Genomic DNA, 23799 nt, shown 5'->3' with positions numbered 1-23799 from the left:
AGGAACACGACGATGAATACGCCCCACGCCCCTTTGAACGAACGTATCTCCGCCCTGATGGATGGTGCAGTGCCAACCGACCAGTTGCCGGGACTGCTGGCAGAACTGCGTGCGTCGGAGGAAGGGCGCCAAGCCTGGCACCTTTACCACCTGACCGGCGATGTGTTGCGCAGCGATGCCTTGGCTCCTAGTGTGTCGGAGTTGGCGTTTTGGGAGCGTTTGCAGTCGCGCTTAGATACCGAACCGGTACGCCCCGTGCAAGTGGTGGCCGCATCGGATGTGATGGTGATGTCGTCCGCAGGTGCTGCAAACCAACGCTGGGCATGGGTCGCCGGTTTGGCCGGCGTGGCCATGCTAGGCGTGCTATCCCTGGTCGTCTTGCGCCAGGCTGAGCCATCTGCCTCTCCCCAAATGGCCCTGGCCCCTGTGCCCAGCCAAGCCGCTACGGTGGCGCCTGTGGTGCTGGCGCAAGACATGCCCGCCGTGATGTTGCGCGACCCGCAGCTGGATGCGTTGATGGCGGCCCACCAGCAAATGGGTGGACATTCGGCTTGGCAGATGCCGTCGGGCTTCTTGCGCAACGCCACCTTTGAGAGGCCGGCACGATGAAGCCCTGGCGGCATCTTCTGTGGGGTAGCTGGCTGGCGCTGGCCCTGTGCGGTCTGCCGTGGATCGTGCACGCCGAAGAAGCGCCCGTGAATGCCTGGTTGATGCGCTTGCACGAAGCGTCGCGCCACCGTACCTACACCGGTACCTTTGTGGTGTCGGCGGGCGGGCAAATGGCGAGTGCACGCATCTGGCACGTGTGCGATGGTGCGCAGCAGATGGAGCGGGTGGAGTCGCTGAGTGGCACGCCACGCAGCACGTTTCGCCGCAACGACCAGGTGTTGACGTTTTTCCCGGAGTCCCGTGTGGCGGTGGCGGAAACGCGGGAGTCACTGGAGTTGTTCCCCAACCTGCTCAAGTCGCAAGATTCGACCATTGAAGAGTTCTACCAATTGAAGCCGATAGGCGCCGAGCGCGTGGCGGGGCTGGATGCCGACGTCGTGCAGTTGCAGCCCAAAGACAACTTGCGCTATGGCTACCGGGTGTGGAGCGAAAAGCGTTCTGGCCTGGTGGTTCAGCTGCAGACGCTGGACCCGGACGGCAAGGTGTTGGAGCAATCGGCCTTTTCCGAACTGCAGCTGGACGCACCGGTGAGCATGGGCAAGCTGGCGCAGATGATGGCCCACACCGATGGCTACCGGATAGAACGCCGTGATTTGCAGAAGACCACGGCCAAGGCCCAGGGCTGGGACATGCCCAAGGGAGTTGCAGGGTTCAAGCCCATGGGTTGCTACACGCGCCCGGTGGCTTTGCTGGCTGGCGCCTCGGGCCGTGCGGACCAGACCATGCAATGGATGTTCTCAGACGGACTGGCTACGGTGTCGCTGTTTGTGGAAGCGTTTGATGCGCGCCGCCACACACGCGAAGGAGCTACCGAGCTGGGCGGTGCCACGCGCACCTTCACCCGCCATGTGGGCGCTTGGTGGATCACTGCTGTGGGCGAGGTGCCTGCGGCAACTCTGAGCGCCTTTGCGCTGGGGCTGGAACGCAAAAAGTAGGTCTGCGTCCCGGGGAGCCGGAGCGTTGCGTGGTTTTCTTGTGACTTTGACGGAAAGACAAACGATGAGAACTTTGAATATGCGGTCGGTACGGGTGTGGGGCATGGCCACCATGCTGATTGCTAGCGGTGTGGTTGGCTTCGCGCCTGTGACTCCAGCACTTGCACAAACGCGGACCTTGCCGGACTTCACGGATCTGGTGGACCAGGTGGGGCCTTCGGTGGTCAATATCCGCACGCTGGAGAAGGTGGCTGCGCGCTCGCAGCAGGGCACACCGGGCGAGGAGGAAATGCTGGAGTTCTTCAAACGCTTTGGCTTGCCCATCCCCAACATTCCGCGCCAGGCACCGCGGCAAAACCGTCCACAGCCTGATGAAGAGCAGCCCCGCGGCGTGGGGTCCGGCTTTATCCTGACATCGGACGGTGTGATCATGACCAACGCCCACGTGGTGGAGGGCGCGGATGAAGTCCTGGTAACGCTGACCGACAAGCGCGAGTTCAAGGCCCGCATCATTGGTTCGGACAAGCGCACCGATGTGGCAGTGGTGAAGATCGATGCCTCGGGCCTGCCTGCCGTGAAGGTGGGCGACGTCAGCCGCTTGCGTGTGGGTGAGTGGGTGATGGCGATTGGTTCGCCTTTTGGCCTGGAGAACACCGTGACCGCCGGCATCGTGAGTGCCAAGCAGCGCGACACGGGTGACTACCTGCCCTTCATCCAGACCGACGTGGCGATCAACCCCGGAAACTCCGGCGGCCCTTTGATCAATATGCGCGGCGAAGTGGTGGGTATCAACAGCCAGATCTATTCCCGTTCGGGTGGTTTCATGGGTATTTCCTTTTCCATCCCCATGGACGAAGCGGTGCGCGTGAGCGACCAGCTGCGCAACGCGGGCCGTGTGACACGCGGACGTATTGGCGTGCAGATTGACCAGGTCAGCAAAGAGGTCGCCGAATCCATTGGATTGGGCAAACCGGTGGGTGCCTTGGTGCGTGCGGTAGAAGCGGGTTCGCCCGCCGAGAAGGCCGGTGTGGAGGCCGGCGACATCATTACCAAATTCGATGGCAAGGCCATCGAGAAATCGAGCGACTTGCCACGGCTGGTAGGCAGCACCAAACCAGGTACCAAGAGCGTGGTGACTGTGTTTCGCCGGGGCAGCAGCAAGGACCTGACCGTGGTGATTGCCGAGATCGAACCCGATACGGCTGTCGCTAGCAAGGCCCCGGGCCGTGCCGAGACAAAACCCAAGGCTTCTACCGCGGCACAGGTGTACGGCTTGGCGGTTAGTGAATTGACCGACGCGCAAAAGAAGGAAGCCAGCGTTAAGGCCGGTGTGCGGGTGGAGGCTGCTGTGGAGGCCGCTAGCCGCGCAGGCCTGCGCGAGGGCGATGTCATCACCCAGCTGGCGAATACCGAAGTGGCATCGGTCAAAGAGTTCGATGCCGTGGTGGCCAAACTGGACAAGAGCAAACCTGTGAATGTGCTGTTCCGCCGCGGGGAGTGGACGCAGTACGCGGTGATTCGTCCCGGCAAGTGAATGGAGGGGCAACAACCCTAAACCAGAGCAGGGTTTGGGGTTGTTAAGGCGGGTAGAAAAATATTTATCTGCCGCCCACTGGCCTGCACCTAAAAGTGTGCGGGCGCTAACTTAAAGAGGTCGTTGAAAGCCTTGGTTAGAATATGGGGGTCTTAAGAAAGATTGTGGGTATATGGATAGGTTCAAAGTCCATCATGTGGGATGTTTAAAAATGCCCCACAGCTGATCCACAACTCACCCACACCTTGTTCAGCGCTTTGTTTGATAATTTGTGGATAAGATGTGTATAAGATAATTGTTGCGGTGTCGCAACGACCCCTGAACCAGGTTTTTTGGACTGTGCTCTCTGGACTTTTTGCCTACAATGGGCTTCCAACCTTCGCAGTTGCCAAAGATTGTTGGTTCAGGGCGCGTCGTTTTACGATGCGCCCTTTTTTCTTGCCCGTTCGTTTTAATTCAATCACTTGAAGCCCGTCGTTGATGAATCACATCAGAAATTTTTCGATCATTGCCCACATTGACCACGGCAAGTCCACGTTGGCAGACCGCTTGATCCAGCGTTGTGGTGGGCTTGAGGCCCGTGACATGGAGGCACAGGTTCTGGACTCGATGGACATCGAGAAAGAGCGTGGGATAACCATCAAGGCGCAGACCGCTGCGCTCAAATACAAGGCGCTCGATGGCAAGGTCTACAACCTCAATTTGATTGACACACCAGGGCACGTGGACTTCTCCTATGAAGTGAGTCGTTCGCTCTCTGCATGCGAGGGTGCGCTGCTGGTGGTCGATGCGTCTCAAGGTGTGGAAGCGCAGACCGTGGCCAACTGCTACACCGCACTCGACCTCAATGTGGAAGTGCTGCCCGTCCTCAACAAGATTGACCTGCCGAATGCAGACCCTGACAACGCGCGTAGCGAAATCGAAGACGTGATTGGCATCGACGCGACCGATGCGATTGTGTGTTCCGCCAAGACTGGCCTGGGCATTGACGACATTCTGGAAGCCATCGTCGCCAAGATCCCCGCGCCCAAGGGCAACCCCGATGGCCCGCTGCGTGCCATGATCATCGACAGCTGGTTTGACCCGTATGTTGGCGTGGTGATGCTGGTCCGCGTGGTGGACGGCCGTCTGGGCAAGGGAGAGCGCATCAAGATGATGGCGTCCGGCGCTATGTACAACGCCGACAACCTGGGCGTGTTCACCCCCGCTAATGAGCCGCGCCAATCGCTCGAAGCGGGTGAGGTGGGCTACATCATTGCCGGCATCAAGGAACTACAGGCCGCCAAGGTGGGCGACACCGTCACCTTGATCAAACCCGGTACCGGCGGGGCCGCAGCAACTGCTACCGAAGCCTTGCCCGGCTTCAAGGAAATTCAGCCGCAGGTGTTCGCGGGTCTGTACCCGACCGAAGCCAGTGAGTACGACTCCCTGCGCGATGCGCTCGAGAAACTCAAGCTCAACGACGCATCCCTGCATTACGAACCGGAAGTGTCGCAAGCGTTGGGCTTTGGCTTCCGCTGTGGCTTTCTGGGCTTGCTGCACATGGAAATTGTGCAGGAGCGACTGGAGCGCGAGTTCGACCAGGATCTGATCACCACCGCGCCCAGCGTGGTCTACCAAGTAGTCAAGAACGACGGCGAAGTGGTGATGGTGGAAAATCCATCCAAGATGCCGGAGATCGGCAAGACCGCCGAGATCCGTGAGCCCATCGTCACGATGCACCTCTATATGCCGCAGGAATATGTAGGCGTGGTGATGACGCTGGCCAACCAGAAGCGCGGCGTGCAGATGAATATGGCCTACAAGGGTCGCCAGGTCGTGCTGACCTATGAAATGCCGCTGGCCGAAATCGTGCTGGACTTCTTTGACAAGCTCAAGAGCGTGAGCCGCGGCTATGCCTCGATGGACTACGAGTTCAAGGAGTACCGTGCGGCCGATGTGGTCAAAGTGGACATTTTGCTCAATAGCGAGAAGGTCGACGCCTTGTCCATCATGTTGCACCGCGCCCAAAGCCAGTACCGGGGCAGGGCGGTAGTTGCCAAAATGCGCGAGATTATTTCTCGCCAAATGTACGACGTGGCGATCCAGGCTGCTATTGGGGCCAACATCATTGCGCGTGAGACAATTAAAGCGCTGCGCAAGAACGTTTTGGCCAAGTGCTATGGCGGTGATATTTCGCGCAAACGCAAGCTCCTCGAGAAACAAAAAGCAGGTAAAAAGCGCATGAAACAAATCGGCTCTGTGGAGGTTCCACAAGAAGCGTTCTTGGCCATTTTGCAGGTGGAAGACTGATGCAAGCTTTGACATCCGCCGTTCTTGCGGCTTTTGGCGTGTACGCCACGTCCTGGTATTTTGGGCTGGTTGAAGGCAACTTCGCGCTCTTGTTGTTCTTGGCAACGCTGGTGACTGGTATCTATTGGGTGGCCGAGCGCTTCTACTTTTTGCCCCAGCGCCAACAGACCGTGGCGGCCCTGGAGGCCAATGACATCCAGCGCCGTGCGGAGCTGAGCAAGATGGGCATCAGCCAGGTTGACGGCGACATTACCGAGGCCAAGGTGCGCTTGCTCATGCAACCCTGGTGGTTGGACTGGACCGCGGGCTTGTTTCCCGTGATCATCGTGGTGTTCCTGCTGCGCTCGTTCCTGTTCGAGCCCTTCAAGATTCCCTCGGGTTCCATGATTCCGACCTTGCTGGTCGGTGACTTGATCTTGGTCAACAAATTCACTTACGGTTTGCGCCTGCCGGTGCTCAATACCAAGATCACCGAAGGCACACCGCCTCAGCGTGGTGACGTGATGGTGTTTCGCTACCCCCCCAAACCCAGCTTGGACTACATCAAGCGTGTAGTAGGCGTACCCGGAGACACCGTCGCCTATTTGAACAAGCGCCTGACCATCAATGGCAAGGCCCTTGAAACCAATGCGCTACCCGATTTCTTTGACGAAGATGTCATGCGTTATTTCAAACAGTTTGAAGAAACCTTGGGTGACAAAAAGCACCGGCTGCTCAACGATGCCGATCGCCCAGCCTTTGTGCCAGGTGCCGACAAGTTTGAAGGGTTTGAGGCTTGCAGCTACACCGTGGAAGGCGTGACCTGCAAAGTGCCAGCAGGCCACTACTTCATGATGGGCGACAATCGCGATAATTCGCTGGATTCGCGCTACTGGGGCTTTGTGCCAGAGAAAAACATCGTGGGCAAGGCGTTCTTTGTCTGGATGAACTTTGGCAACCTCAAGCGCATCGGTGGATTCAATTGAAGCTCCGTGCACCAAGTGATAAGGGAACAATGATGACATTTCAGCGCAAATCCAAGCAACGCGGCATTTCCTTCTTCGGCCTGATATTTGTGGGCGGTGTACTTGCCATGGCCGGCGTGATTGCAGCACAGGTGTTTCCCACTGTTGTCGAGTTGATGGCCATCCAGAAGGCGGTGCAACGCGCGGCTACGGGTCAGTCGGTCGTCGAAATTCGCAGCATCTTTGACAAGGCGACAGAAATCGACGCGATTTCGTCCATCCGAGGCAAAGACCTGGAAGTCACCAAAGAAGGTGACAAAGTGGTGGTGGCCTTTGCCTACGAGCGCGAAATTCACTTGGCTGGTCCGGCGTTTCTTACGCTGAAGTACGCCGGTCGCTCCAAATAACGTGGGTGATGCTTTGGCAGCGTTGCAGCTCAAACTGCAACACCAGTTCTCCAATCCCACCCTGCTAGCCAGGGCACTGACCCACCGCAGCTTTTCCAGCGACCACTACGAGCGCCTCGAATTTTTAGGCGACTCGGTGTTGGGTCTGGCGATCTCCGATTTGCTGTATTCCCGCCTGGGTGCTTTGCCCGAAGGCGATTTGTCTCGCGTACGTGCCAACCTGGTCAAGCAGGAGACCCTGCACCAGTTGGCATTGGGCTTGGGCTTGCCCGATGTGCTGAAGCTGGGCGAGGGCGAAATGCGCTCTGGCGGGCAAAAGCGTGCGTCCATCCTGGCTGATGCGCTGGAAGCCATCATCGGCGCGGTTTATCTGGACGCGGGCTTTACGCCTGCACAGGCCTTGGTACACCGTTTGTTTGAAGCGGTGGAGATCAACCCACAGATGGACGCTATCGGCAAGGACCCCAAAACCGAGTTGCAGGAGTGGCTGCAGGGTCGCAAAATGAAACTGCCGCTCTACAAGGTGGTGGGCACCATTGGTGCCGCCCACAAACAGAGCTTTGACGTGGAGTGTGAAATCGCCGAGCTGCGTCTGGCTGAACGGGGCATTGGTGGTTCGCGCCGTGCCGGTGAACAGGCCGCTGCGGCTGCCATGCTGCAAACCATCAAGTCAAAGGTAAAACCATGAATGCTCCTAAAAAAATAGCTGCTGGCGCAGAATCCACGGGGGCTAGCGGTCCAAAAGACTCTAAGCCTGAAGTTCAGGAAGACCTGGATGCCATGCTGCAAGGCCTGCTCAAGAGTACGCCCAAGCTGGCCCTCCCTGGCGCCGACGGCGCCGGCCAGCGCTGTGGCCTGGTGGCCATCGTGGGCAAGCCCAACGTAGGCAAGTCCACGCTATTGAATGCCTTGGTGGGTCAAAAGATCAGCATTACCTCGCGCAAGGCACAGACAACGCGCCACCGGATTACCGGCATGCACACGCTGGGCAACACCCAGTTCGTGTTTGTGGATACGCCGGGTTTTCAGACCCTGCATGCCAATGCGCTCAACAAGTCATTGAACAAAGCCGTGCAAGGTGCAGTGGCAGATGTCGATTTAATTTTGTTTGTGGTGGAGGCTGGCAGCTTTACGCCCGCAGACGCGCGCGTATTGACGTTGTTGGGCAAGGACATTCCCACGCTGCTGATCGCCAACAAGCTCGACAACGTCCACCGCCGTGGTGACATCGCGCCCTGGTTGCAAACCATGACCGACAAACACAAGTTTGCGGAGTTTGTGCCCATGTCGGCCAAGAACGCCAAAGACATTCCGCGCTTGCTCGCTATCTGTGAGAAGTACCTGCCCGAGCAGGCATGGTGGTACGCCGAGGACGAGTTGACCGACCGCAGCGAAAAGTTTCTGGCCAGCGAGCTGGTGCGCGAAAAACTGTTCCGCCTCACCGGGGATGAACTGCCGTACACCTCCACCGTCATCATCGACAAGTTTGAAGAAGAGCCACCGCAGAAGAAGGGCCAGAAGCGGCTGCTGCGCATTGCGGCCACCATCGTGGTGGAACGCGACACGCACAAAGCCATGGTGATTGGCGACAAGGGCGAGCGCATCAAGCGCATCGGCATGGAAACCCGCGTTGAGCTGGAGAAACTGGCTAACGCCAAAGTCTTTCTGGAGATGTGGGTGAAAGTGCGTTCGGGCTGGGCCGACGATGAAGCGCGCGTGCGCAGCTTCGGTTACGAGTAGTCCCTTCCCGCGTGGCCACCAAACGCATTGCTGACGAGCCCGCGTATGTGCTGCACCGCTACGACTGGAGCGAGTCCAGCCTGATTCTGGAAGTCTTTACCCGCCACTATGGGCGCATTGCGCTGGTGGCCAAGGGAGCGAAGAAGCCCAGCTCCAGCTTTCGCCCCATTTTGCTGCCGCTGCAGCCTTTGCATGTGGCCTTTGGCGGCGATGCCGAAATCCGCACGCTGCGCAGCGCCGAATGGCAGGGCGGCCATGTGATGCCTACGGGCGACGCGCTGCTGTCGGGCTACTACCTCAATGAGCTGCTGATGACGCTGCTGGCACGCGACGACCCGCATGCTGAGCTGTTTGACATTTATGCCCGCGTGGTGGAGATCATTGCCAGCGAGCATGGCGAGGTGCTGCAAGGCGCGCTGCGCACGTTTGAGCTGCTGCTGTTGCGCGAGACCGGTTTTCTACCCCCGCTGAATGTGCAGACCATGACTTTGCGCGCGCTGGATGCTGGCGACCACTACGTGCTGGTGCCCGAAGGGGGCTTGCGCCAGGCGCATGCGGACGACCGAGCCAGCCTGAGCGGCACACAGTGGCTGCGCCTGCACGAGACGCTGCAAAACCACGCCCCCTTTACCACCACGCTGCGCGCCTGCGCCGAAATGATGGGTGAGCTCAAACCCCAGCTACGCGCACTGCTGCACTACCATTGCGGTGTGAAGACGCTGCGCACGCGGCAGATGATGATCGACATACAGGCACTTTAGGCAGCCCCCTCGACTATGACAACCCATCTCTCGGTCAATCTCAACAAGGTCGCGCTGGTGCGCAATACCCGCCACCTGGGCATTCCCAGTGTCACGCGTGCGGCCACGTTATGCCTGCAGGCGGGTGCAGCGGGCATCACCGTGCACCCACGGCCGGACGCGCGTCACATCCGCGCGCAGGACGTGCTGGATCTGGCCGAGTTGCTGAAGGCCTGGCCTGACCGCGAATACAACGTCGAGGGCAATCCGTTCCACAACCTCATGGACTGCGTGCGCGACCTGCGCGAGCGCGGTCTGCCGGTGCACCAGGTGACCTTTGTGCCGGACAGCGAGGGCCAGTTCACCAGCGACCATGGCTGGGTCTTCCCCGACGATGCTGCACGCCTCAAGCCCTTGATAGCCGATGCCCATGCGCTGGACTTGCGCGTGAGTCTGTTCATGGATGCAGACCCCGCCGCCATGGCTGCCGCCAAGGCGGTAGGGGCGGACCGCATCGAGCTCTATACCGAACCCTATGCCGCGGCTTGGGGCACCGCCGGGCAGGGCACCCAACTCGCCCGCTTTGCCGCTGCCGCGCAGGCGGCGTTGGATGTGGGGCTGGGCGTCAATGCAGGCCACGACCTGAACCGCGACAACCTGACTGCCTTCGCGCAGCAGGTGCCGGGCCTGCAAGAGGTGTCGATTGGTCACGCGCTGATTGCCGACGCGCTGGAGCTGGGTTATGACGCTACGGTCAAGGGCTACCTGGCCTGCCTGGGGCAGTGAGGGGCGGCGCGTGATCTACGGCATTGGCACCGATATTTGCGATGTGCGCCGTATCCGCACCAGCCTGGAGAAGCATGGCGACCGCTTTGCGGCCAAGGTGCTGTCGGATGCGGAATTCAAAACCTGGAAAGCGCGCAGTGCGCGCTGGCCCGAGCGCGGTGTGCGCTACTTGGCCACCCGCTTCAGCGCCAAAGAGGCCTTCAGCAAGGCTATAGGCATGGGCATGCGCATGCCCATGACCTGGAAGCTGTGCGAGATTGCCAATGAGCGCAGCGGCAAGCCCACCATCGTGTTGCATGGCGGGCTTAAAGACTGGTTTGAGGCCCAAGCGCTGACGGTGCACGTGACCGTGACCGATGAGACCGACTACGCGGCCAGTTTTTGCGTGGTGGAGACCACGCCCTAGCGCTCGCCGGTTACAGCTTGCCGTACTGGGTGCCGCCAATCATGATGCCGCCGTCCAGAGGCGCCAGGTCTGATTGGTACTCCATGTCGCCCACATGTACGGCGGGCAACGTGGCGCCGCGCTGCAGGGCCTCCATGAAGGCGGCTTGTTCTTCGGCGGAGATAGCGTGATAGCCGGCCCGTGACAAAGCTCCGGTGGAGATGTGTTCCGGTGCGCTGTGCGCAACCGGCTCAAAGCCATCGCTGCGTGCCGGATCGCTGGAGCGGGAGTGGCGCTCGAAATGCTCTTCGGTTTCGCTCACACGCCAATAGATGCCGTCAATCAACACGCCAAAGCGTTTGTAAGTGTTGATGCGCATGCTGTGCTCCATGGCAGCAAAGCTCTTGGTCTTGCTGTTGGGGCCGGTCACAAACGACTTGGCAACGTCAATCATTGCAATGAAGCGGTGGTGCCGTTCGTCTACAGGCATGACCTTGAAACGGTACATCTGCGAGACCACTTCCATCGACAGGAATGTCTCACGGATGGATTGGTAGAGGCGTTCACGGCGGTAGGCCTTTCGCTCTTCCAATTCCATGCGCCGGACGGCCGGTTCTGCACTGGTAGTCTCCAACGACTCGGGTGCGGTGCGCGCACGTTTTTTTAAGAATTCAAACACGGTAAATGGCAGTTGTTTTAGTAGGGAAGCCATGCGCCGACTTACTTGCGAAGCCATTTGCGCAAAATAAGTCTATCAGCCGCCGCTTTTTTCTGTCTGTAACAAATTGGCAGAGTTCGGACATTTTTTGAACTATGGACAGGAAACAACACTTCCTACCTGGCGCTTGGGGGTCAAACAGCCCTCCAGCCCCCGTAAAATGTGCGCAAGCAGCTCCTAAATAAATAGCAAAACGGAACCTCCCGCTATGGCCTTTCACGCCCCCCTGATCATTGACATTGCCGGCACCAGCCTGACCCCGCTAGACCGCCAGCGCCTGAAACACCCGCTGGTGGGCGGCATGATTCTGTTCGCCCGCAATTGGCAAAACCGTGACCAGCTCACCGCCCTGTGCCGTGACATCAAGAAAGTGCGCGCCGACCTGCTGATCTGCGTGGACCACGAAGGTGGGCGCGTACAGCGCTTCAAGACGGATGGCTTCACCCACCTGCCGCCCATGCGGGCGCTGGGTGAGATGTGGCTGCGCGAAGCCGTCGGCACAGTGTCCCCCAAAAAGGCCGGTCCACTGGATGCGACGAATGCCGCCACGGCCTGTGGCTACGTGCTGGGTGCCGAGCTGCGCGCTTGTGGTGTGGACCTGAGCTTCACCCCCGTGCTGGACCTGGACTATGGCGAGCGCGGCGTGATCGGCGACCGCGCCTTTGGACGCGACCCGCGCGTGGTCAGCCTGCTGGCCAAGAGCCTGATGCACGGCCTGCACAAGAGCGGCATGGGCAACTGCGGCAAGCACTTCCCAGGCCACGGCTTTGTGAAAGCCGATTCGCACACCGAAATCCCGGTGGACAAGCGCAGCCTCAAGGCCATCCTGGCCGACGATGCAGCGCCTTACCGCTGGCTCAACACCGTGACCAGCAGCGTGATGCCCGCCCACGTGATCTATCCCAAGGTGGACGCGCGGCCCGCGGGCTTCTCGAGCACCTGGCTCAATGACATCCTGCGCGCCCAACTGGGCTTCACAGGCGCCATCTTTAGTGACGACTTGTCCATGGCCGGCGCCCGCCTCATCGATGGCAAGACGGTCAGCTACACCGAGGCCGCAGTGGTCGCACTCAATGCCGGCTGCGACCTGGTGCTGCTGTGCAACCAGTCCCTGCTCAGCGCCGAGGGCGGTGGCAAGGCCGTAGACGAGCTGATCGAAGGGCTGACCGAAGCCCAGTTGAAGGGCCAGTGGCAGGCGCTGGAGGCCAGCGAAGCCCGCCGCCGCGCTCTGCTGCCCAACACACCCGCATTGGCCTGGGATGAGCTGATGGTGCATCCCGACTACATGCAGGCGCTGGACTGGATTGCCTGAGGGCCTCGCGGGTGCCCGCCGCACTGCGCCCAGGCCGGGTGTGCTGGGGTGGAGCTTTTGCGATGATGACTGTGGTGTTGCAACTGTGGCCCGGTGCCGCAGAGTGGTTGCACTTTTTTCGCCCGGTTTTTGCTGAAGGTGCCGTCTGGCAATTGCTCACTGCACAGTGGGTGCATCTGAGTCTGGCGCACGCAGCTGTCAACGCGATGGCAGCGGTGCTGCTGTGCTGGTTGCTGGCACCGTGGGTGTCTGTGCGCAGGCAGCTGCTGGCGTTATTGGGCGGCTACGCGGGGGTGGCAGTGGTGCTGGTGTTGGACAGCAACTGTCAGTACTACGCCGGCGCTTCGGGGGCATTGCACGGAGTGCTGGCCGGGGCTGCCGTTGCGGTGTTGTGCGCTCCATCGACTGGCATGGAGTCTGACTGGCGACGGTGTGCGGTGGGCGCGGGGCTGCTTCTGGCTTTGCTGGCCAAGCTGCTGGTCCAGCCCTTGGGTAACGCCGCGGCTACACCCGGATGGCTGGGCATCCCCACCTACTATCCCGCACATGTAGCGGGCGCTGCGGGTGGGGCGTTGGCTGCCTTATTCGTTGTGTTGCTGCGCTACCGGTCGGCGCAGCGTAAACCCCGCTAGTGCCATCAGCAACAGGGCGACGATGTCCCTCCAGTGCATGGAGCCGCCTCCACCGCCTCCGCCCGAGTTGGCGACAGGGTTAGGGGCCGACACCATGTTTATAGAGACCATGCTATTGGAACTTCCGGAAGATACCGAGGTGGCTTGAAACCGGAAGGTCAGGCCGACGGTGTCTGAAGTGGCTGGTGTCGTGAACGTGGCCGCGCTGGTGTTGGCCCCGGACAAAGTCACGGTGGGGCCGGAGACTTGTGTCCAGCCTACAGTACTGATACCCGTGCCGTTCGCTCCCGCTGTGGCCGTGCCCGTTAACGTGACCACGGTGCTCCGCGCCACGGGGTCGGTTTTGTTGGCGGTGGCGGTGGTTGTGGGAGCGGTGTCTGCCAAAACCAGGGCAGTCGCTGCATCGGCGTCCAGCATGCCAGCGCCACAACTCGTCTTGTTGAAGCAGTAGGTGCTTGAAGGAAAGGCACGTACCGAATCCGTCAGGCGTGAGGTCAGTTCGTTGATGCCCATAGTCGGTTTGATTTGCAACAGCAAGGCTGCAACGCCAGACACCATGGGGGCGGCGAAGCTGGTGCCGTTCGCAGCGACATAGCTATCCCCGCCCGGGGATGCGACTGGAGTCGTCGTGCCGGAGTTCAATGTGCCGTAGATGCTGACGCCCGGTGCACTGATTGTGGTGCCAGGCCCGTCATTTGCAAAACTGGGACTGTCCCCAGTCAACATGTGGGCCGTGACAGCAATCACTCCTTGGCAGTTGGCCGGTTGGCTGATGGTGGTGATGCTGCCGTCGTTGCCTGTCGATGCCACCACGATGCTGCCGGCTGCACGCACATCATTGACTGCATCTTGGAATGTGCTCAAGCATGTGCCAGAGCTACCCAGACTGAGGTTGAGAATTTTGGCTGGATTGGTGTTCGCGGTGGGACTTCCTATGAATGTCACACCAGCCGCCCAACGCATGCCAGCTGCAATGTCAGACACGTAACCGCCACATACGCCCAATACGCGTACGGGCAACACTTTCGCGCCATAGGCGACGCCGATCATGCCTGTGCTGTTGTTGCCCACTGCGCTCACGATGCCTGCGACCCGGGTGCCGTGCCAACCGGAGTCAGAAACGGAGCAACCATTCCCTGTATTGGTGTTCCAGTTGCCAGGGTCTGCGGCATCCGAATCTCGTCCGGTGGTGATGTCGTTTTCGGTGCTGAAGGGCGAATAGGGCAAGGTGTCTGCAGAGACAAAATCGTAGCCAGTGAGCAGGAGGTTAGCCGTCAAATCTGCATGGGTTACGTAGCCGGTATCCAGCACTGCAACCACCACTCCGGCCCCACTGACGGGTTGCCCACCCGTGCTTTTGTTCCACGCACTGTCGGTATTGGTGGCGCCCGCGTTGCTGCCCGATGATTTCCAGGCCCATTGGCTGGCGACGTAGCCTGGATCATTGGGAGCGAAATGGGCAAACACCTTTTCGTCGATTTCGGCATATTCCACCCGTGCGTCCTGTGCCAGCTGTTGTGTCAGTGCTTTCATCTCGGCGCGGCTCAAAGGTTGGTCGGTTTGCACCACATGGGCTTGTTCCGATACCGACTTCAGATAGGTCAGCGTGACTGCCTTTTGTCCCAAGACTTGCATGCCACCTCGGGCATTGAAAGTGTTGATGCGGGTCTGCGGGTCGACTTGCCCGCCGGCAGTTTGATCGGTCTTTGCCTCCGTTTGCTCCTTGAATTTCACGATCAGACGGTTGTAGCCAGTCGACGAGTCATTGGCTGGCGATGCAGTGGGGCTTGCGGCGGACTTGGCTTCTAGCGATCCATCGGTTTGCGAAGTTGCGAGCCAGGATGCGCCCAGACCCGCGCACAACAAGATGGTGATCAGTGCCGTTTTCATTCGATGCATGTGTTGAATTCTCAGGGGTTGCGGGCTTTGCTGTCCACATCCACGTGAACCACCTCAGGGCGGGTTCGCAAGACACCGAGAATCTTGTCCGGATCCTGCCCCGCTTGTGGCAATACCCGGTACGTCCACGTGTCGTCGGACACCGCGGCAATGGGGCTGATGTCGGCAAACAGGCGTGTTTGCAATTGAGCGAGGTCCGATGCGGTCCACACACTCTTGGCTTCTTTGAAGCGAATGACCAGGCGCACCGCGACAGGTATCGCGTGGGACGTGTTCGCAGCTGTGGCAGGAGGCTCAGCGCACGCGACAAGGCCTAGCGCGAGCAGGCCTGCGCCAACCCAATGGTGGTGTTTCAAACGGATTTCCCCTGAGATTTGTTAGACATGGCCTTGCTTCGTTTTTATCGTGTTTGCACAAGGCTTTGGTATCCAACGATCGCAGGCATTGTAAAAGACACTTTGTTACTTCTTTAGGGTGCTATGCCGGGATGCAAAGCCACTGCCCCGCAGTAGCCTTCCGGCAGTTCCAGCCTCGCGATGTCGCAGCGGTCCACGCTGCTTTGCAGTGCTGAAGTCCATTCGCTCAGCCCCAGACCGCAGCCCTTCAATCCGGCTTCCCATTGCGTCCACGCAGCGGCAAAGGCGTTGGCTTGCTGCGCTGTTGGCAGTCTTTCCAGTCGAGTTGCTACGTCGGGGCCCATGTAGTCGCGCGCCAGCGTCGGGCACTCGGCCGCCCAAGTAGGGTTGCCTGTGGCGAGTACATCCACACCTATGGCGCGGTAGGGGTGGATGGCGGCGACCGACAATCCATCTTCATGGCTGATGGACACCTGTGTGGTGGTATTGGGGTGCTCGATGAGTAGAGGCGCACCGACACGTGCGGACAGTGCCAAGCTGCCCAAAGGGCAAACCAGCCATAAGGCCAACGCTTGGCGCAGTGCCAGACGGATGGCGCTACGTGCTTCATTGCGAGGTGTGCCGTGCGGCAGCAGGCGATAGATCACCGCTCCCTGGCCTTGTTGCAATGCCGCCAGTACCTGGTCGACCTCACCCGGCCACGCATATGTAGACCAAGGGTGTGCCGCCGTGGTACCCATGTTGCTGTATGGCCTTAGGTCCCGGCCCGTGTAGGCGCCGCAGGGCAGCCACTCCAGCGCGATGCAGCAGGAATGCTCTCGCCTTTCATCACCAAGGTCAGTGGCCCCAGCCAGGCATCATCTGCCACGCTGGCGCTGTACAGCACCGCGCCACGCGGTCCGATGTACACGCGGGCACCGATGTGCACGTGGTCAATCTTCATCACGCGGTCTTCAAACAAGTGGGTTTGCGGGCAGCTCAGCGCGTTGAGTTCGCTGTGGTCACCAATGTGCACGCAGTCAAACTCGGTGATGTCGGTGGTGTCCATATACACACCCTTGCCGATGCGGCTGCCCAGCAGGTTGAAGGCCACCGGCAACCATGGCGTGCCGCGCAGGTAGCGCATGAAGTTGGGCACGGCAATGCCCTCGTACAAATTGGTCACGCCTTCGGATAGCCATACAAATGGGGTCCACATAGGCATGCTGCGCTGGCGGTAGCGGCCCATCAGCAGCCACTTGAGCAGCCATACAAATACAAACGTCCCCAGGCCGTAGAGCAGGCCCGTCAGCGTCAGGTAGGCAATGACCTGGCCCCAGCGCCCGTCCCCTGCCAGTGGCATCACGTTCAGCACGATGGTGTAGCCCACCGAAATCACGATGGCGTGGGGCGACACAATGCGGAAGGCTTCTATCAGCCCCCGCGCCAAGCGCCGTGCGGGTGAGGGATGAAAGGTCAGTCGCTCCGGAAAACCGGCGGTCTCTTCGCGTGCCGGCAGGTGCAGGGGGGGAGACCCCAGCCAGGTGTCGCCACTACGGATACGGTCATTGGCCGGCACCGTAGAGTGCACGCCAATCAGCACGTTCTCGGGCAGCGTGGTGCCGTCGGGAATGTAGGCACCGTTGCCCACAAAGCTGCGCTTGGAGATCACAGTGGGCCGCATGGTCATCCAGCCGCCATCAATATGTTCATCACCCAGCATCACCGCATCGGCGATGAAGGTTTCATCGCCCAGCGTCAGCATGTCGGGCACCAGGCCCAAAGCAGAGGAAATCTCGGCATCGCGCCCCACCTTGGCACCCAGCAGGCGGTACCACCAGGGTGCGTACAGCGTGGCGTACACGCCATGCAGCACATTCAGGCTGGACTCCTGGATCTGGTTCACCAGCCACTTGGCGCAGTACAGCGTGCTGTGCACCGGCCAACTGCCCGGCTTCAGGCGCGGCAGTACGGACCACCGGATGCCAGCCGATAGCAGCGCGGTGCAGACAATCAGCACGGCAGCGGCGGGGAAGGCCAGCACGAAATACTTGGCCAGCTGAAACCAGATATCGGTGCTCGCCAGAAACGGGAAGCGCTCCACATCGTCGACCCAATCGATCAGCACAAAAGACGGAAACACGGGCAAGAAGAACAATGTAGTGATCAACAGGGCGCCCAGCACAAAGTACGTGCCTTCCACCACGCTGCGCAAGCCTGTAACTGCGGGACGCGGCCGCAGGCTCGTGACATCAAACGCGCCTGCGTCCCGCGCGGGCGAGCCTTGCCAGACGCGACCTGCGGGCACGGTGTCCCCATCGCAAAGTGCTGATTGACCTTCCAGGTGCCCCCAGTCGTGCACCGTGGTGTTGCCTTCCAGAATCGCATACGAGCCCACGCAGCTGTGGTCCCCCAGTGCGATGGCGCCCAAGTGCAGCACGCCATGTTCCACGCGGGCGTTTTCCAGGTTCACGGCGTTGCCAATGCTGGCGCCGTTGCCCACCTGCAGCAGGTCCGGTGCACGCAGCGTCATGGAGCCAATCACCACGTCGTTGCCGATGCGCGCACCCAATGCGCGCAGCCACCAGACGTACAGAGACGAGCCGCTGAGCAAATACGTGGGAGCGGTTTCCAGCAGCCGGTCCGCCAGCCACCAGCGGTAGTAGGTCAGGCCCCATAGCGGGTACTGGCCCGCTTGCAAGCGACCCACCAATAGCCATTTGCCTGCGATGGCCACGGCGAATTCCAGCAGGGTGGCAATCAAATACGCCAGCACCGAGGCGCCAGTGGCCACTAGAAGCGAGTCTTCTGGCTCACCGGTAAAGAAGTGGTAAGTAAAAAACGGTGCCAGCCACTGTGCCATGCGCATGGCGACCAGCCAAGGCACTGCTGCGGCCTGGGCCAAGCCGCAGCGCCAGCGCTGCCAGGCACCGGGTGGCGTCCAAGATGTGTCCACGGCCTGGGCCTGACCATGGGCGGCACCAATGGCTTGCGCGATGGCGGCCACGCTGCGGTGTTGGTAGATGTCGCGCACCGTCACATGGGCAAAGCCCGCATGGGCGCGCAGGCTGGAGGCCAGGCGCGCGGCGAACAGCGAGTGGCCGCCCAGATCGGCAAAGAAATCGGCGCTGCGCACGATGGCCTGGCCGGGGAAAAGCTTGGCCAGTGCGGCAAACAGCACTTCTTCGGCGGGCGTGTCCGGCGTGTCGGACGTCTCGGACGTGTTGGCTGCGGCGAGCGGCCACACTTTGAGCGCATTGCGGTCAATCTTGCCCGAGGTAAGTCGCGGCATGGTGGGCACGGTCTCAAAATAGCCGGGCACCATGTAGGGCGGCAACCGTCGACCCAGGGTCGCACGCAGGGCGCTGCTGCTCAGCGTGGCGCCTGCGTCGGGGGTGATGAAGGCAATCAGCTGGTCCACGCCGTCTTCCGGGCGCAGCACTACGGCTACGGCGGCCACACCAGCTTGGTCGGCCAATGCAGATTCAATCTCACCCAGCTCCACGCGGAAGCCACGGATCTTGACTTGGTCGTCGGTGCGACCCAAGCACTGTACGCAGCCGTCCGCGTCGATACGGGCCAGGTCGCCGGTGCGGTACAGGCGCGCGTCTTGCACGTTGTTGGCCCAGGGGTTGGCTAGAAACTTCTCGGCTGTCAGGTCGGGGCGTCCCAGGTAGCCTGCGGCCACGCCGGGGCCGGTGATGCAGAGTTCGCCCACTTCGCCGCGGGGCAGTAACGTGAGCCCCGATTCGGTTTGCGGGGCGATGACCAGCAGGCTGTAGTTGGGCAAGGGGCGGCCAATGGTGACGGGTTCGCCCGCATGCAGCTCTGCCAGGCTGGCAGACACAGTGGCCTCGGTGGGGCCGTAGGTGTTGAACACCTGGCGGCCGGGCTTGGCCCAGCGCTCCACCAGCGCGGGCGGGCACATCTCGCCGCCCAGATTGATGGTGCGCAGGCCGGGTACGTCCTCGTTGAACAGCGCCAGCAGCGTGGGCACCGCGTGCAGCACGGTGATGCCGTTGGTAGCAAGCACACCAGGCAGGCTTTCGGGGTCGGACGCTACGTCCTTAGGTGCAATCCACACCGTGGCGCCGGCCAGGTAGCTGATCCAGATCTCCTCGAACGACATGTCAAACGCTACCGAGAAGCCTTGGTACACCCGGTCTCCATGGCGCACGCCCAACTGCGTGTTCTCGCTGCGCAGGAAGTGGCAGATGCTGCCCTGGTTGATGGCAATGCCCTTGGGCCGCCCGGTGGAGCCTGAGGTGTAAATCACGTAGGCCGGGTGCGTGGGCAGCACGCCACTGCACCGCTGCAGCTGGGCTAACGGTTCGCTCAGCGCCTCGGCGGTCCACACGGTATGGGGTGTGTGCGCCATGCGCGGCGCAAATGCTGCGCAGCTCACCAGGCCTTTGGCCTGTGCGTCGTCCAAGCACACGGTAATGCGGTCCACCGGCGTGTCAGCATCCAGCGGCAGCCAAGCGGCTCCGGCCTTCGCAATACCCAGCTGCATCACCAGCAGATCCAGACCCCGCGGCAGCCACAAGCCCACGATGTCACCCGCTGCCACACCAGCCGCCAGCAGGTGCGCGGCCACGGTGTCGGCACGCGCGTCCAGCGCCTGGTAGCTCAGCGATTGTTCGCCAAACACCAGGGCGGTACTGTCGGGGTACTGCTGGGCGGTGGCTTCAAACAGGTCGGCCAGTACTTCGGCGCGCACCAGGTCGGCGCGCTCGGGCCCCCGCAAGATGTCGGGGTGGGGCGTCTGGAGCATGGTCAAGGGGAGCGGTGCAGGCGCGGTGCGGCCAACAACGCCAGGTTGGCGTCAATGGCCTCTTCCAGCAGGCGGTGCTTACCCAGCAGGTTGTTGGCGAGCATCAGTTTGCGCAGCTGCTGCAGGTCTTTCACAGTCGGGGCGACCTTGATTTGTGCCAGCGCAGCCTGGCTGTTGCCACCTTGAACGATGGCCAGGACCTTGGTGGCCCAAACGCTTTGGCGGGAGGTGGGGGAGTTTTTGGACATAGCAGACAGAGTAGGCACCATTTTCGCACACAGCACACGTCTTTGGTGCGCGAGTAGCTATCAAAATGATAGTGAATAGGTCGCTTGAGTCACCCGGTGGGCGAGGGGCATCCGTTACCATTGCAGCTCTTTGATTTTGGCGTTTTCCGGACACATATCGCTATGGCCAAACTTTCCTTGTCCGATCTGGGCGGCTTGGTGTATTCCACCGAGGTGGGCCGCACCTGCCCGGTGTGCCGCCAAGCCATCGCCGCTTGCACCTGCAACGTACCCAAGCGTCCGGCTGGCGATGGCGTGGTGCGCGTCTCCCGCGAAACCAAGGGCCGTGCGGGCAAGGGCGTGACCCTGGTGCGTGGTGTGCCGCTAGACGATGTAGAGCTGGTCGCGCTGGGCAAGCAGCTCAAGGCGGCCTGTGGTTCGGGCGGTACCGTCAAAGACGGTGTGATTGAAGTGCAGGGCGACCACGTAGAGCGCGTGATGCAACTGCTGCAGGCGCAGGGCCACAAGGTCAAGCGGGCGGGGGGCTAGCCATGCAAGCGGAAGACCTGCAGAAGCTCGTGGAGCGGGCCATGCCCTTTGGCAAGTACCAGGGCCGCCTGATTGCCGACCTGCCCGGTGACTACCTGAACTGGTTTGCGCGCGAGGGCTTTCCCAAGGGTGAGATCGGCCGACTGCTGCAATTGATGCACGAGATTGACCACAACGGCCTGAGCGACTTGCTCACGCCGCTGCGTGCGCAGCGGTAGTTATCTCAGGGTGCTGGCACGTCGCGCAGCGTGCCGGGTGCCAGACCTTCCAGCGTGTAGGGCCCAATGGCCGCGCGAATCAACCGCAGCGTGGGAAATCCAACCGCCGCCGTCATGCGGCGCACCTGGCGGTTGCGGCCCTCGCGGATCTCCAATTCCACCCAAGCAGTGGGGATGGCCTGGCGAAAGCGTACCGGCGGGTCACGCCTCCAGAGTGCGGCGGGCTCCGCGATCAACTGCGCACGGGCGGGCAGGGTAGGGCCGTCATTGAGCTGCACGCCTTCGCGCAGTGCCTGCAGGGCGGCTTCGTCGGGTTCGCCCTCCACTTGGACCCAATAAGTCTTTTCCATCTTGTAGCGCGGGTCGCTGATGCGGGCCTGCAGCTTGCCGTCGTTGGTGAGCAGCAGCAGGCCTTCGCTATCCGCATCCAGCCGGCCCGCCACATAGATACCCGGGATCTCGATGAAGTCCTTGAGCCCGCGCCAGCGGCCTTCGGGCGTGAACTGGCTCAACACCCCGTAGGGCTTGTTGAAACAGATCAGGCGGCTGTCCATAGCCGCTCGCCCGTGGCTTCCAGGTGCGTGAGGTAGATGCGCACCTCAAACTCCAGCTGGTGGTAGGCAGGCTCCATGTGGGTGCAGAGCTGGTAGAAGGCCTTGTCGTGCTCGCGTTCGCGCAGGTGGGCCAGCTCGTGCACCACGATCATCTTGAGGAAGGGCTCGGGCGTGTCCTTGAACAGGCTGGCCACGCGAATCTCGCGTTTGCTCTTGAGTTTGTTGCCCTGCACGCGTGACACGGTGGTGTGCGTGCCCAGCGCGTTCTTCACCACATGCAGTTTGCTGTCAAAGGCTACCTTGCTCAGGGGCTCGGCGCTGCGCAGGTAGTCCGACTTGATGTCTTGCACATAGTCATACAGCACCTTGTCGGTCCGCACGCCATGGGCTTGCGGGTAGCGCTGGGTCAGCCAGCTGCCCACGCGGCCTTCGTCCAGCATGCGCTGCACCTGCCCCAGCGCGTCTGCGGGGTAGCCATTTAGGTAGCGCAGCGTGGGAATTGCTACCGTTTTCATAGCTGCTCGCGCAGATTCTACGGGGGCTAGAGGCCTATTTGGCTTCAAACTCGAATCAAACTTCGCGGCGCAGGGCGGGGAACAGAATCACGTCGCGGATGCTGGCGCTGTCGGTCAGCAACATCATCAAGCGGTCGATGCCGATGCCGCAGCCGCCGGTGGGGGGCATGCCGTATTCCAGCGCGCGCACGAAGTCGTGGTCGTAGAACATGGCTTCATCGTCGCCGCCGTCCTTGGCGGCCACCTGGGCGTTGAAGCGGGCAGCCTGGTCTTCGGCGTCGTTCAGTTCCGAGAAGCCGTTGCCGAATTCGCGGCCCGTGATGTAGAGCTCAAAGCGCTCGGTCACCTCGGGGCGGTCATCGTTGGCGCGGGCCAGTGGCGAAATTTCGGTGGGGTGCTCCATGATGAAGGTGGGGTTCCACAGCTTCTCCTCCACGGTCTCTTCAAAGTACAGCACCTGCAGGCTGGCCAGCGTGCGGCCGGCGAGCTTGTTCTTGGCTTCGTTCAGGCCCAGCTTCTTGAGCGCGTTGGTCAGCCACTCGGCGTTGCCCACGTTGTCGCCGGCTTCGGTGTACTTGCGGATGGCTTCCACGATGGTCAGGCGCTCGAAGGGCTGGCTCAGGTCTACGGGCTTGTCGGCGTAGGTAAGCTGCAGGCTGCCCGTGGCTTTCATGGCCGCGTCGCGGATCAGCTTCTCGGTGTAGTCCATCAGGTCCTGGTAGTTCCAGTACGCCGCGTAGAACTCCATCATGGTGAACTCGGGGTTGTGGCGAACCGAGATGCCTTCGTTGCGGTAGCTGCGGTTGATCTCGAACACGCGATCGAACCCACCCACGATCAAGCGCTTGAGGTACAGCTCAGGCGCGATGCGCAGGAACATTTCCTGGTCCAGCGCGTTGTGGTGCGTCTTGAACGGTTTGGCATTGGCACCGCCGGGAATGGGGTGCAGCATGGGCGTTTCCACTTCCAGGAAGTTGTGGCCCACCATGAACTCACGCAGTGCGCTCACAGCCTTGCTGCGTGCCACAAAGCGCTTGCGCGCTTCCACATCGGTCATCAGGTCCACATAACGCTGGCGGTACTTGGTTTCCTGGTCGGCCATGCCATGGAACTTGTCGGGCATGGGGCGCAGGCTCTTGGTCAGCAGGCGGATGCTGGTGGCGTGGATGGATAGCTCACCCGTCTTGGTCTTGAACAGCGTGCCCTCGGCTGCCACGATGTCGCCCAAATCCCAATGCTTGAAGGCGGCGTACAGGTCCACCCCTACGTCTTCGCCGCGTACATACAGCTGGATGCGGCCGCCGCTGGGGCCGAAAGATGAGTCCTGCAGGGTGCAGAAGCTGGCCTTGCCCATGACGCGCTTGAGCATCATGCGGCCGGCTACTTTGGCGGTGGCACCCAGTGCCACCAGATCTTCAGCCGTTTTCTCGTTGTAGGCCTCAAACAGCTCCGCAGCCTTGTTCTCGGGCTGGAAGTCGTTGGGGAAGGCCACGCCCTTGCCATCGGCCTGCTGCTGGCGCAAGGCCTTGAGTTTTTCGCGGCGCTCCAGGATCAACTGGTTTTCGTCTTGCGGGGCGGGAGCAGCTTGGTTTTGGTCAGACATGGGGTGGTTGGTGTACGGTGGCAGAACCAGC

Annotated in this window: 24 protein-coding genes; 15 read left to right on the top strand and 9 right to left on the bottom strand. The window is 61.1% G+C overall.

What is annotated here, in order from left to right; genetic code table 11:
- The first annotated feature begins 12 nt into the window (after positions 1-12).
- The 11 genes from AC1DZ5_RS16460 to acpS all read left to right on the top strand — a co-directional run bounded on the left by AC1DZ5_RS16460 (position 13) and on the right by acpS (position 10453).
- Positions 13-609 carry a sigma-E factor negative regulatory protein gene (locus AC1DZ5_RS16460; protein ID WP_477890957.1) on the top strand — a complete coding sequence of 199 codons (597 nt, stop codon included), beginning with the start codon at positions 13-15 and terminating at the stop codon, positions 607-609.
- Positions 606-1604 carry a MucB/RseB C-terminal domain-containing protein gene (locus tag AC1DZ5_RS16455; RefSeq protein WP_477890955.1) on the top strand — a complete coding sequence of 333 codons (999 nt, stop codon included), beginning with the start codon at positions 606-608 and terminating at the stop codon, positions 1602-1604. Before AC1DZ5_RS16460 ends, AC1DZ5_RS16455 begins: the two co-directional genes overlap by 4 nt.
- Before the next feature lie 112 nt (positions 1605-1716).
- Positions 1717-3138: a DegQ family serine endoprotease gene (locus tag AC1DZ5_RS16450; protein WP_477891164.1), complete on the top strand. Its 1422-nt coding sequence runs from the start codon at positions 1717-1719 to the stop codon at positions 3136-3138.
- Positions 3139-3618: 480 nt separating this feature from the next.
- Positions 3619-5430 carry a translation elongation factor 4 gene (gene lepA, locus AC1DZ5_RS16445; RefSeq protein ID WP_477890953.1) on the top strand — a complete coding sequence of 604 codons (1812 nt, stop codon included), beginning with the start codon at positions 3619-3621 and terminating at the stop codon, positions 5428-5430.
- A complete protein-coding gene (gene lepB, locus AC1DZ5_RS16440; RefSeq protein ID WP_477890951.1) occupies positions 5430-6395 on the top strand; it encodes a signal peptidase I in 966 nt (321 codons plus the stop codon). Before lepA ends, lepB begins: the two co-directional genes overlap by 1 nt.
- 32 nt (positions 6396-6427) lie before the next feature.
- Positions 6428-6781 carry a DUF4845 domain-containing protein gene (locus AC1DZ5_RS16435; RefSeq protein ID WP_310341504.1) on the top strand — a complete coding sequence of 118 codons (354 nt, stop codon included), beginning with the start codon at positions 6428-6430 and terminating at the stop codon, positions 6779-6781.
- Position 6782: 1 nt separating this feature from the next.
- Positions 6783-7469 carry a ribonuclease III gene (gene rnc, locus AC1DZ5_RS16430; RefSeq protein ID WP_477890948.1) on the top strand — a complete coding sequence of 229 codons (687 nt, stop codon included), beginning with the start codon at positions 6783-6785 and terminating at the stop codon, positions 7467-7469.
- A gap of 92 nt (positions 7470-7561) precedes the next feature.
- On the top strand, positions 7562-8521 hold the full coding sequence (gene era, locus AC1DZ5_RS16425) for a GTPase Era (RefSeq protein ID WP_477891162.1): 960 nt from the start codon (positions 7562-7564) through the stop codon (positions 8519-8521).
- An 11-nt stretch (positions 8522-8532) separates the two neighbouring features.
- Positions 8533-9282: a DNA repair protein RecO gene (gene recO, locus AC1DZ5_RS16420; protein WP_477890946.1), complete on the top strand. Its 750-nt coding sequence runs from the start codon at positions 8533-8535 to the stop codon at positions 9280-9282.
- Positions 9283-9297: 15 nt separating this feature from the next.
- Complete coding sequence (locus AC1DZ5_RS16415) at positions 9298-10047, top strand: pyridoxine 5'-phosphate synthase (protein ID WP_477890944.1); 750 nt, start codon at positions 9298-9300, stop codon at positions 10045-10047.
- Between the two features lie 10 nt (positions 10048-10057).
- Positions 10058-10453 carry a holo-ACP synthase gene (gene acpS, locus AC1DZ5_RS16410; RefSeq protein ID WP_477891160.1) on the top strand — a complete coding sequence of 132 codons (396 nt, stop codon included), beginning with the start codon at positions 10058-10060 and terminating at the stop codon, positions 10451-10453.
- A 10-nt stretch (positions 10454-10463) separates the two neighbouring features.
- Here the strand turns inward: acpS and AC1DZ5_RS16405 are convergent, their stop codons facing one another.
- Positions 10464-11144 carry a hypothetical protein gene (locus tag AC1DZ5_RS16405; protein WP_477890942.1) on the bottom strand — a complete coding sequence of 227 codons (681 nt, stop codon included), beginning with the start codon at positions 11142-11144 and terminating at the stop codon, positions 10464-10466.
- A 214-nt stretch (positions 11145-11358) separates the two neighbouring features.
- Between AC1DZ5_RS16405 and nagZ the strand changes: the two genes are divergently transcribed.
- Both nagZ and rrtA read left to right on the top strand, forming a co-directional pair.
- Complete coding sequence (gene nagZ / locus AC1DZ5_RS16400; protein WP_477890940.1) at positions 11359-12462, top strand: beta-N-acetylhexosaminidase; 1104 nt, start codon at positions 11359-11361, stop codon at positions 12460-12462.
- Positions 12463-12527: 65 nt separating this feature from the next.
- Positions 12528-13094 (top strand): rhombosortase, encoded by a 567-nt coding sequence (gene rrtA / locus AC1DZ5_RS16395; protein ID WP_477890938.1) that lies wholly within the window; start codon positions 12528-12530, stop codon positions 13092-13094.
- On the opposite strand, the gene AC1DZ5_RS16390 is transcribed toward rrtA, so the two are convergent.
- From AC1DZ5_RS16390 to AC1DZ5_RS16370, 5 genes are all read right to left on the bottom strand, one after another.
- On the bottom strand, positions 13044-14993 hold the full coding sequence (locus AC1DZ5_RS16390) for a S8 family peptidase (protein ID WP_477890936.1): 1950 nt from the start codon (positions 14991-14993) through the stop codon (positions 13044-13046). The genes rrtA and AC1DZ5_RS16390 overlap by 51 nt on opposite strands.
- A gap of 11 nt (positions 14994-15004) precedes the next feature.
- Positions 15005-15349 carry a hypothetical protein gene (locus AC1DZ5_RS16385; protein ID WP_477890934.1) on the bottom strand — a complete coding sequence of 115 codons (345 nt, stop codon included), beginning with the start codon at positions 15347-15349 and terminating at the stop codon, positions 15005-15007.
- A gap of 113 nt (positions 15350-15462) precedes the next feature.
- Positions 15463-16089, bottom strand: coding sequence for a 4'-phosphopantetheinyl transferase family protein (locus tag AC1DZ5_RS16380; protein WP_477890932.1), 627 nt, complete (start codon positions 16087-16089; stop codon positions 15463-15465).
- 14 nt (positions 16090-16103) lie between these two features.
- Entirely contained in the window at positions 16104-20102 is a 3999-nt protein-coding gene (locus AC1DZ5_RS16375) for a Pls/PosA family non-ribosomal peptide synthetase (protein WP_477890930.1), read from the bottom strand.
- A 2-nt stretch (positions 20103-20104) separates the two neighbouring features.
- Positions 20105-20350: a hypothetical protein gene (locus AC1DZ5_RS16370; protein ID WP_477890928.1), complete on the bottom strand. Its 246-nt coding sequence runs from the start codon at positions 20348-20350 to the stop codon at positions 20105-20107.
- A gap of 162 nt (positions 20351-20512) precedes the next feature.
- Between AC1DZ5_RS16370 and AC1DZ5_RS16365 the strand changes: the two genes are divergently transcribed.
- The gene (locus tag AC1DZ5_RS16365) at positions 20513-20878 is read left to right on the top strand and encodes a translation initiation factor Sui1 (RefSeq protein WP_477890926.1); all 366 of its coding nucleotides are present in this window, start codon (positions 20513-20515) and stop codon (positions 20876-20878) included.
- Between the two features lie 2 nt (positions 20879-20880).
- Positions 20881-21096, top strand: a complete 216-nt coding sequence (locus AC1DZ5_RS16360; RefSeq protein ID WP_477890924.1) for a DUF3820 family protein — start codon at positions 20881-20883, stop codon at positions 21094-21096.
- A gap of 5 nt (positions 21097-21101) precedes the next feature.
- Here AC1DZ5_RS16360 and AC1DZ5_RS16355 read toward each other — a convergent pair whose 3' ends face one another.
- From AC1DZ5_RS16355 to lysS, 3 genes are read right to left on the bottom strand one after another with little or no spacing between them, the layout of a single operon-like run.
- Positions 21102-21650, bottom strand: coding sequence for a pseudouridine synthase (locus AC1DZ5_RS16355; RefSeq protein WP_477890922.1), 549 nt, complete (start codon positions 21648-21650; stop codon positions 21102-21104).
- Positions 21635-22165 carry a YgjP-like metallopeptidase domain-containing protein gene (locus tag AC1DZ5_RS16350; protein ID WP_477890920.1) on the bottom strand — a complete coding sequence of 177 codons (531 nt, stop codon included), beginning with the start codon at positions 22163-22165 and terminating at the stop codon, positions 21635-21637. Before AC1DZ5_RS16350 ends, AC1DZ5_RS16355 begins: the two co-directional genes overlap by 16 nt.
- A gap of 55 nt (positions 22166-22220) precedes the next feature.
- The gene (lysS, locus tag AC1DZ5_RS16345) at positions 22221-23768 is read right to left on the bottom strand and encodes a lysine--tRNA ligase (protein WP_477890918.1); all 1548 of its coding nucleotides are present in this window, start codon (positions 23766-23768) and stop codon (positions 22221-22223) included.
- Positions 23769-23799: the final 31 nt, after the last annotated feature.

It is taken from the genome of Rhodoferax sp. P1_F3 (assembly GCF_056405715.1).
The sequence above is the reverse complement of the archived record's forward strand: the minus strand, read 5'-3'. Positions and strand labels throughout refer to the sequence as shown.

Coding starts and splice junctions, on each gene's coding strand:
- AC1DZ5_RS16460 (WP_477890957.1), top strand. CDS start 13: ATGAATACGCCCCACGCCCCTTTGAACGAACGTATCTCCGCCCTGATG.
- AC1DZ5_RS16455 (WP_477890955.1), top strand. CDS start 606: ATGAAGCCCTGGCGGCATCTTCTGTGGGGTAGCTGGCTGGCGCTGGCC.
- AC1DZ5_RS16450 (WP_477891164.1), top strand. CDS start 1,717: ATGCTGATTGCTAGCGGTGTGGTTGGCTTCGCGCCTGTGACTCCAGCA.
- lepA (WP_477890953.1), top strand. CDS start 3,619: ATGAATCACATCAGAAATTTTTCGATCATTGCCCACATTGACCACGGC.
- lepB (WP_477890951.1), top strand. CDS start 5,430: ATGCAAGCTTTGACATCCGCCGTTCTTGCGGCTTTTGGCGTGTACGCC.
- AC1DZ5_RS16435 (WP_310341504.1), top strand. CDS start 6,428: ATGACATTTCAGCGCAAATCCAAGCAACGCGGCATTTCCTTCTTCGGC.
- era (WP_477891162.1), top strand. CDS start 7,562: ATGCTGCAAGGCCTGCTCAAGAGTACGCCCAAGCTGGCCCTCCCTGGC.
- AC1DZ5_RS16415 (WP_477890944.1), top strand. CDS start 9,298: ATGACAACCCATCTCTCGGTCAATCTCAACAAGGTCGCGCTGGTGCGC.
- AC1DZ5_RS16405 (WP_477890942.1), bottom strand. CDS start 11,144: ATGGCTTCCCTACTAAAACAACTGCCATTTACCGTGTTTGAATTCTTA.
- nagZ (WP_477890940.1), top strand. CDS start 11,359: ATGGCCTTTCACGCCCCCCTGATCATTGACATTGCCGGCACCAGCCTG.
- rrtA (WP_477890938.1), top strand. CDS start 12,528: ATGACTGTGGTGTTGCAACTGTGGCCCGGTGCCGCAGAGTGGTTGCAC.
- AC1DZ5_RS16390 (WP_477890936.1), bottom strand. CDS start 14,993: ATGCATCGAATGAAAACGGCACTGATCACCATCTTGTTGTGCGCGGGT.
- AC1DZ5_RS16380 (WP_477890932.1), bottom strand. CDS start 16,089: ATGGGTACCACGGCGGCACACCCTTGGTCTACATATGCGTGGCCGGGT.
- AC1DZ5_RS16375 (WP_477890930.1), bottom strand. CDS start 20,102: ATGCTCCAGACGCCCCACCCCGACATCTTGCGGGGGCCCGAGCGCGCC.
- AC1DZ5_RS16370 (WP_477890928.1), bottom strand. CDS start 20,350: ATGTCCAAAAACTCCCCCACCTCCCGCCAAAGCGTTTGGGCCACCAAG.
- AC1DZ5_RS16365 (WP_477890926.1), top strand. CDS start 20,513: ATGGCCAAACTTTCCTTGTCCGATCTGGGCGGCTTGGTGTATTCCACC.
- AC1DZ5_RS16360 (WP_477890924.1), top strand. CDS start 20,881: ATGCAAGCGGAAGACCTGCAGAAGCTCGTGGAGCGGGCCATGCCCTTT.
- AC1DZ5_RS16355 (WP_477890922.1), bottom strand. CDS start 21,650: ATGGACAGCCGCCTGATCTGTTTCAACAAGCCCTACGGGGTGTTGAGC.
- AC1DZ5_RS16350 (WP_477890920.1), bottom strand. CDS start 22,165: ATGAAAACGGTAGCAATTCCCACGCTGCGCTACCTAAATGGCTACCCC.
- lysS (WP_477890918.1), bottom strand. CDS start 23,768: ATGTCTGACCAAAACCAAGCTGCTCCCGCCCCGCAAGACGAAAACCAG.